1 protein-coding gene is annotated in these 394 nt (G+C 64.7%); it reads left to right on the top strand.

Features of this window, described 5'->3' with window-relative positions; translation table 11 throughout:
• Positions 1-394: plastocyanin/azurin family copper-binding protein (locus GVN67_RS29470; RefSeq protein WP_200845475.1), on the top strand; the 394-nt coding region annotated here is incomplete at both ends.

Genomic DNA, 394 nt, shown 5'->3' with positions numbered 1-394 from the left:
CCCGTACAGCCAGGCCGACTACAACCGGTCATCGCGGGCCGAGGCGCGGTCCATCCTTCGGGACGGACGCGAACTCGACGCCGAACTGGCTGAACAGGCCACCAACCACAGGGTAATCGCCGGGGGTGACGACGGCGTCGCGATGGTCATGCGCTTCGTCCGGCCCACCGTAACAGTGCACGTGGGCGAGACGGTCGTCTTCGCCAATACCGGCATGGGCGCACCCCATACGGTCACTTTTGGCGCTGAACCGGCGAACGTTTTCGCCCCGTCCGGCACGCCGACGAATTTCACCGGCGGCGACCTCAACTCGGGGATCATTCCTCCGGGCGGGGAGTTCGCGGTGACCTTCAAGACGGAAGGAACGTTTGACTACATCTGCGCACTCCATGAC

The organism is Roseomonas sp. 18066 (assembly GCF_902706185.1).
GTDB lineage: Bacteria > Pseudomonadota > Alphaproteobacteria > Acetobacterales > Acetobacteraceae > Pseudoroseomonas.
This window is presented reverse-complemented; position numbering and strand designations above follow the sequence as displayed.